This is a genomic window from Chitinophaga sp., assembly GCF_036569125.1.
GTDB lineage: Bacteria > Bacteroidota > Bacteroidia > Chitinophagales > Chitinophagaceae > Chitinophaga.
On record NZ_DATCRF010000660.1, the window covers coordinates 1 to 5,510 of the forward strand.

General features: G+C 50.6%; 8 protein-coding genes. 1 reads left to right on the plus strand and 7 read right to left on the minus strand.

Going from position 1 to position 5,510, the window contains the following annotated elements; translation table 11 throughout:
* The 4 genes from VIM87_RS24620 to VIM87_RS24635 form a co-directional block, all read right to left on the minus strand.
* Positions 1-1,375 (minus strand): alpha/beta hydrolase family protein (locus tag VIM87_RS24620; protein WP_331999560.1); only part of this gene is annotated, 1,375 nt, incomplete at its 3' end.
* A 147-nt stretch (positions 1,376-1,522) separates the two neighbouring features.
* Positions 1,523-1,912 carry a DUF423 domain-containing protein gene (locus tag VIM87_RS24625; protein ID WP_331999561.1) on the minus strand — a complete coding sequence of 130 codons (390 nt, stop codon included), beginning with the start codon at positions 1,910-1,912 and terminating at the stop codon, positions 1,523-1,525.
* Positions 1,902-2,411 (minus strand): shikimate kinase, encoded by a 510-nt coding sequence (locus VIM87_RS24630; RefSeq protein ID WP_331999562.1) that lies wholly within the window; start codon positions 2,409-2,411, stop codon positions 1,902-1,904. The genes VIM87_RS24625 and VIM87_RS24630 overlap by 11 nt, the downstream gene beginning before the upstream one ends.
* A 122-nt stretch (positions 2,412-2,533) precedes the next feature.
* Entirely contained in the window at positions 2,534-3,220 is a 687-nt protein-coding gene (locus VIM87_RS24635) for a 4'-phosphopantetheinyl transferase family protein (protein WP_331999563.1), read from the minus strand.
* Between the two features lie 111 nt (positions 3,221-3,331).
* Between VIM87_RS24635 and dcd the strand changes: the two genes are divergently transcribed.
* On the plus strand, positions 3,332-3,868 hold the full coding sequence (gene dcd / locus VIM87_RS24640; protein WP_331999564.1) for a dCTP deaminase: 537 nt from the start codon (positions 3,332-3,334) through the stop codon (positions 3,866-3,868).
* Positions 3,869-4,339: 471 nt separating this feature from the next.
* On the opposite strand, the gene VIM87_RS24645 is transcribed toward dcd, so the two are convergent.
* From VIM87_RS24645 to VIM87_RS24655, 3 genes are all read right to left on the minus strand, one after another.
* Positions 4,340-4,774, minus strand: coding sequence for a hypothetical protein (locus VIM87_RS24645; protein ID WP_331999565.1), 435 nt, complete (start codon positions 4,772-4,774; stop codon positions 4,340-4,342).
* An 82-nt stretch (positions 4,775-4,856) separates the two neighbouring features.
* Positions 4,857-5,072, minus strand: a complete 216-nt coding sequence (gene xseB, locus VIM87_RS24650; protein WP_089914897.1) for an exodeoxyribonuclease VII small subunit — start codon at positions 5,070-5,072, stop codon at positions 4,857-4,859.
* The coding region (locus tag VIM87_RS24655; protein ID WP_331999566.1) for an exodeoxyribonuclease VII large subunit at positions 5,050-5,510 on the minus strand (461 nt) is incomplete at its 5' end. The genes xseB and VIM87_RS24655, both read right to left, overlap by 23 nt.

The following is a 5,510-nucleotide window of genomic DNA, read 5'->3' on the forward strand; positions in this document are numbered from 1 at the left end:
AGGTTTTACATTGCTGGAAAAGATGGTTCAGGCCATCCAGGCTATGGGCGGTGATCTGCTGGTTGCCGCCGGTAAGTACAGCTTTTTCAATGGCAGGCAGCTGCAGGTTGGCATCCATTACAATATCCCGGCTGCCATTGAGGGCCAGCACCGGACATTTGATCTTCTGCAGATAAGTGAGCGGATCAAACCGTACAGCGGATAAGCTGTGGGGGGTGGTTTGTATGGCGATGAGCCGCTCAATATACTGCTGCTCTTCTGCCGGCATGGGCTTGCCTACCAGCTTATGGTACATTTCCTTTAACAGCTCCCGGCTTTTTTGCTGCGCTACATCCGGATCGGTTTCCGTGGTCAGCATCTTGAACCAGGGCTGGGTATATTTTATATAACGGGTAATAGAGGAATCGCCTTTTTGCGGCATGGAGGCGCGGAGCACTTCTGCCATTTGCACTTCCTGCAGCTGGCGGGCAGGTAAGCCGGCGCCTGCCAGGGAAATTACAAATGCAATGCTGTCCTGCGGCCGGCTTGCTGCCATGGCGGCAATGGAGGCGCCTTCCCCGTGGCCCAGGAGGCCGATCTTGCTATGGTCCACATCTTTGCGCTGGCGCAGGTAAGCAATGGCGGCGTGTACATCGGCTGCCAGGTCGTCGAAGGTAGCATCATCATAATCCCCTTTGCTGCCGCCTGTGCCGCGGTCGTCCCAGCGCAGCACGGCAATGCCTCTGCGGGTAAGGTAATCGGCCAGTACGGCAAAAGTTTTATGTCCTACCATTTCTTCATTGCGGTTCTGGGGGCCTGCATCGCTCAGCAGGATAACCACCGGATATTGCCGGACGCTATCCGGGCGGGTAAAGGTCCCTGACAGGGCAATGCCTTCCTCTTCCCGGCTGGTGAACATCACTTCTTCCTCCCGGTAACCCAGGGGCGCTTGCGGATCCTGGGGGCGGCGGTATACGTCGGCTGCTTTGATCTGGTCCTGCGACAGGTTTAAGGGCGCCTGCTGCCCGCCCTGGGTAAGGGTACCGCCAAAACGGCGGTTAGCGGCGTCCCATCCTCCCTTGAAGCTGATGTCGACCACGTTTACCCGGAACCGTAGGGTACCGGCGGTATAGTCTACGCTATCCATGGGCAGTGAAACGTCTGTTCTGTCGGGGCTTTTGAGCTGGCCTTTGTAGCCGTGTTTGGTTTTTTCCAGCACGATCATGAGGCGTTGTTTTTCGCCCATGGTGTTGCCGGTCATGCCGTACCAGGCGCCGGAAATGTTATGTTCATTCTCCTGTGCGGAAGTTGTGAGTGCAAGGAGGAGGAGGAATGTGCAGATGTGCAAATATGCAGATGTGCAGATGGTTTGAATGTGCTGATGCCGTTTGAGCATGATAAAATAAATATGCGGATGTGCAAATATGCAGATGTGCGGATGGTTTGAATGTGCTGATGTGCTGATATATGCTAATTAATGCAGGGCATTCATCTGCACATTTGCATATTTGCACATCTGCACATCATTTTTCGCATCTGCACATTATTTTTTTAGTACTGCCAGTAAGAGGGAGACCCATCCGGCAATGAATACCAGGCCGCCGATAGGCGTAATGATACCAACACCGCGGAGGCCTACATTGTTCGTCATTTTCAGGGCGGTTAAAAGATACAGCGAGCCTGAAAACAGGATGATACCGATAATGAAACAACGCCCGGCCCAAATAAGCTGCGGGGCGGGAATGTGTGCGTATAATATTCCGACTGCCAGTAAGGCAAATACGTGATAGAACTGGTAAGTAACGCCTGTTTGGAAGGTGCTTACGGTTTCCGGCGGCACCAGCTCTTTGAGCTTATGTGCGCCGAATGCGCCTAATATAACGGCCAGCGCACCTAACGCTGCTGCCCACACTAAAAAACCCTTATGCATCATGCTTTAATTCTTTTTCAAATGTATCCAGTGATATATGATCCGATTCTATGATGTGCTTTGACTGCTGGTAGAAGGGCTGCCGCTCTGCCAGCTTTTTTTCGATGAAGTCGGTGAGGTCTTCATCTGCCAGGTCCTGTATAAGGGGGCGTTTATACTTTTTGCGTTGCAGGCGCTCTACCATAACGGGTACGGAGGGATTGAGCCATACGGTGGTGCCGTTATTGTTCATGAAGTCCATGTTATCCTGGAAGCAGGGAGTGCCGCCACCGCAGGATACCAGGAAGGCCTCTTCCTTTTGTACCAGTCCGCGCAGGGTGGCGCTTTCGCGTTCGCGGAAATAGTCTTCCCCTTTGGTGGCGAAGATATCGCTGATGGCCATTTCTTCTTCTGCCACAATAATTTCGTCCAGGTCGTAATAGGGTAGGCTCCAATGCTCTGCTAATTGTTTGCCCCAATAAGATTTTCCGGCGCCCATGAAGCCGATTAGAAATATTTTCAAGTTGATAGAATTTAATAAATAGTTGCCAGTTGGCAGTTGCCAGTTTGCAGTCGCCTGCGTTATGTTCAATTGACTGTTTTATTGTAGTAGTTGTTCGCTGACTGCCCACTGCGGATTGCCAGTTAGCCGTTCGGTGCAGTAGTTGTTCGCTGACTGCCAACTGCCCACTGCGGACTGCCAACTATTTCCTCCTCCTTCGCCGTCCAGGCCAGGCACAACTCCCCTTCCACTACATATTGCAAATATAACCGTGCATTTTTATCTGTCCTGTTAAAATTAGCGGTAATGAAACCGGCGGGGCGGAAATCGAAGGGTTCCAGCTGCATATGTTCTTTAAAATCAACGCTTCCCAGGCCATACCATTTATAGATAGCCTCTTTGGCGCTCCAGCAAACGGTTTGGTGCGCCAGGGTATGTTCCGGGTCAATGAACGCCTGTTCTGCCGGGCCCAGGAACTTGTGCGCTATCTTTCCCACCTTGGGCTGCATAGCTTCTATATCGATGCCTACGGCGTACTTTTTACTGACGATGGCAGCCACATGATCCCGGCAGTGGGATATAGAAAAGTGAAAGCTGTCATCGGGCAGGTAAGGCTTCCGGCTTTTCATGAGCCGGATGTGCTGTACGGGAAATTCCGGGAACAGCTCCAGCAGCAGGTAACGGCCGGCAAAGTGCTGCAGGCGTTTATGTGGGTGGTGTATTTCCGGCGAAATATTAACGCGGGTCCGGAAGAATGCCTCTTGTTCACCAATTTTCCACACTCCCAGCCGGGTAGCCTGATCCATTTGTATGGTACGTATTAATGGCATATCTTGGCAAATTAAAGCAGAAAGCTGAAAGCAAAAAGCCGAAAGCTGATTATGTTTTGCACCAGGCTTTACCTTTATGCTTTCTGCTCAAGTCAAACTAACCACTCACTTATGATCCTGTCTGATACACGTATCCTCGAGGAAATTGAAAAGGGCACTATTGTTATTTCGCCTTATGACCGGAAATACCTGGGCACAAATTCTTATGATGTGCACCTGGGGAAATACCTTGCTACCTATAAGGACCGGGTGCTGGATGCGCGGGCGCATAACGAAATTGAGCATTTTGAGATACCGGCGGAAGGATATGTGCTGCAGCCGGGTACGTTGTATTTAGGCGTTACGGAAGAGTATACGGAAACGCATGCGCATGTTCCTTTCCTGGAGGGTAAGAGCAGCACCGGGCGCTTAGGGATCGATATTCATGCTACGGCCGGTAAAGGGGATGTGGGTTTTTGTAATACATGGACGCTGGAGATCTCCTGCGCGCAGCCGGTACGGATCTATGCAGGCATGCCGATCGGGCAGCTGATCTATTTTGTGGTGGAAGGAGAAGTAAAGACGTTTTATAATAAGAAGGGGAATGCGAAGTATAATGGGAGAACGGTGAGGCCGGTGGAGAGTATGATGTGGAAGAATGAGTTTTAGGTTCTTCATCCTTTTGTATTAGTTTCCTTTTTCTCCTTTTTCCCGCAGGTTCGAAGACGAACTGCGCCCGCCTGTTTGGATGGCTATTGGGCGTTTGGTTGTCGTGGGGGCTGCGGGAATTTTTTTTGGGCGGTATCAAGCGTGGCACGCCGGCCAAGGTTCGTCTTTCGAAACCTGCGGAAGGCGGAGGATGAAGACCTTGGTGTGGGGTGCGGAGGAGTAGGTTGGAGGCCTTTTTATTGGGGGCTTTGTGTTGGAGCGTTTGTGTTGGGACCTTTGTGTTGGAGCCCTTGTGTTGAGGCTTTTGTGTTGGAGCCTTTGTGTTGGAGCCCTTGTGTTGGGACCTTTGTGTTGGAGCCCTTGTGTTGGGCTTTTGTGTTGGGACTTTTTTATGTCTTTGCCTTTTACCCTCTACTTTTATGACGCCGCTTCTTTACCACGCTATTTCTTTATTACGCTTGCCAAGCTCCTTTACTGTGCTATTGCTGCCTGCCATTGAGTTTCCAGCTCGGGGTTGTTGGGCCAGCCGCCGCTTTCTTTCATGGCAATGATGAGGTAGCGTTTGGCTTCTTCAAGGGAAGTGGCGCTTCCGCGGACGGTGGCGCCGGGCCAGGGAGCCTTTTCGGAAGGCATCAGGTATTCAAAGTAGATCTCTTTTTGTCCCAGGCAGCTGATGATCACCCACCAGGTGGAGTAGGCATCATCGTTGGTTAACAGTACCAGGCGGTCGTGCGAGGTAAGGCCCCAGAGCGGTGTTCCGGGAAAAGTTTTGTTGATCAGCTCCAGGAAGGCTAACATCGTGTAGCCGATCTCGGCCCATACCGGGCTGTTGGCATCATTCACCAATGCTGAATATACGGCTTCCAGGGATTGCTGTTTTTGTAATGAGCATCTCGTAATGGGCATCAAATAGGATTTGGTTGGTTCGTAATGGTTGATTTGCACAAAATAGTATTTCTTGTGCTGGATTAAAAATTTGAAGCCGGTTTTATTTACTGCCGGCATTATGCTGCTCCATTTGTTTGATGATGTTAGTTACCTCTGCTTCTGTTGAGCGTAGTTTTTGCTGGCAAAATTCAATGAGCACGGCAGCCCGTTTTACTTTCTCTGCCAGAATATCTACGGGTACAGATCCGGTTTCAATATCGGCGGCAATGGCCCTTAATTCATTGTAGGCGGCTTCATATGTCAAATGCTGTTCCATTGGTTTCATTTTTTTCGGTGACGGTGGCGTTGAGCGTAGCGCCGGTTAATACAACCTGGATGTTGCTGCCGGGCTTGATGGTATCGGGGTTAGCCGTTACCTTACCATCCTGGTACACCAGGGCGAAGCCCCGTTTTAAAATGTTAGCAGGGCTCATTAAGCGGAAAACGGTTTTGTGATGTTCCAGCTCACTGCGTTTGTTTTGAAAGTACATCCGGTTAAAGGATGTGATATTGGCTACTATATTTTCCAGCTCATTTCGTTTGTGCGCTACCATGATGGTCGGTTTTGACAGTACCTGGCCGGATACGGCGAGCAGTTCCCTGTGTTTGTTTAACAGGATGGATTGCGTGGTATTGATAACGGTTTGGTTGTAATGCTGCAGCTGATCCTTATGCCTGGACAACATGGTGCGGGCCTGGTTAACGATCATGCTAT